Below are 1172 nucleotides of genomic sequence, written 5' to 3' on the forward strand. Positions count from 1 at the left end.
CGGCAGTGGAAGCTTCGACGTGGTAGCCGATCATCGCGGCCACATCCTGTGCCCACATTGCCTCGTTGCCGACCGATCCGCCGTTGCCGCCCGCGCCGCCGGCCCCGCCGCTGACACCTGCGGTGACGGCGTGCGCGCCGTGGCCGCCCTGGCCGCCGTTACCGCCGCTCGTAGGAGTGTGGCCGACCACTCCGTTGGCCCCATCGGTCCCGGTCGCGCCACCGGCGAGCCCGCCGACCCCGGCCGCTCCGCCGTTGCCCGGGTTGCCGCCGTTGCCCCCGATTCCGCCGAAGCCGGCCAGCCCGCCGACCTCGGCGCCATTACCGCCGGCACCGCCGGCGCCCGGAGCGCCGCCGGCGCCGCCGTTACCGGCATTGCCGCCATCGCCGTCGAGGCCCGCATTGCCGTGTGTGGACGCACCACCCGCGCCGCCGGCCCCGCCGTGGCCGCCCGCCCCGCCGTCGCCGCCGTCGCCACCGGCCTGGCCGCCGGTGCCGTTGCCGTCGACGCCGGTAATCCCAGCCTCGCCGTGGGCACCGGCCCCGCCCGCGCCACCGTCGGCTCCGGCGCCGCCATGCCCGCCGTCACCGCCGTCGCCGGCCTTCGACCCTCCCGCACCACCGGCGCCGCCGGCGCCGCCGGACCCACCGGCCTGGCCTATCTCGCCGTCTTCGCCGGGATCGACACCGCTGGCGCCGGCCGCGCCGGCGGCGCCGTTACCGCCGTTACCCCCGTTGCCGCCGTTGCCGACCGCGCCACCGTCGCCGCCCGCGCCCCCGGCGCCGCCGCTTACGCCGGGGCTGACGGCGTGCGCGCCCTGGCCGCCGGCGCCGCCGTCACCGCCGCTGGTGACGGTGCTGCCGGTGGCTCCGTTAGCGCCGTCGACACCGGTGGGTCCACCGGCGATGCCGCCGATCCCGCCGTCGCCCCCGGCGCCCGGGTCGCCGCCCTTGCCGCCGGCGCCGCCGAATCCGGCCGCCCCGGCGACCTCGGCGCCGTTTCCGCCGGCCCCGCCGTCGGCGGGAGCCCCGCCGTCGCCGCCGGCGCCCCCGCTGCCGCCGTTACCGACCTTGCCCGCGCCGCCGAACTGCCCGCCTGTGCCAGCCGCCCCGCCGCGCCCGCCGTACCCAAGGACTCGTCGGCCAAATTCACCCGCGCGGGTGCGTTATGGG

At 79.9% G+C, this 1172-nt stretch carries 1 protein-coding gene and 1 pseudogene; one reads left to right on the plus strand and one right to left on the minus strand.

The annotated features are described in order from the left end of the window. A partial coding sequence (locus BST27_RS30455; RefSeq protein ID WP_211285335.1) for a hypothetical protein occupies positions 1-190 on the minus strand: 190 nt, incomplete at its 3' end. Here BST27_RS30455 and BST27_RS30460 point away from each other — a divergent pair. After that, positions 179-1172, plus strand: a pseudogene (locus BST27_RS30460) (hypothetical protein); the annotation flags it as partial. The gene BST27_RS30455 and the pseudogene BST27_RS30460 overlap by 12 nt on opposite strands.

The organism is Mycobacterium intermedium (assembly GCF_002086275.1).
Classification (GTDB): domain Bacteria; phylum Actinomycetota; class Actinomycetes; order Mycobacteriales; family Mycobacteriaceae; genus Mycobacterium; species Mycobacterium intermedium.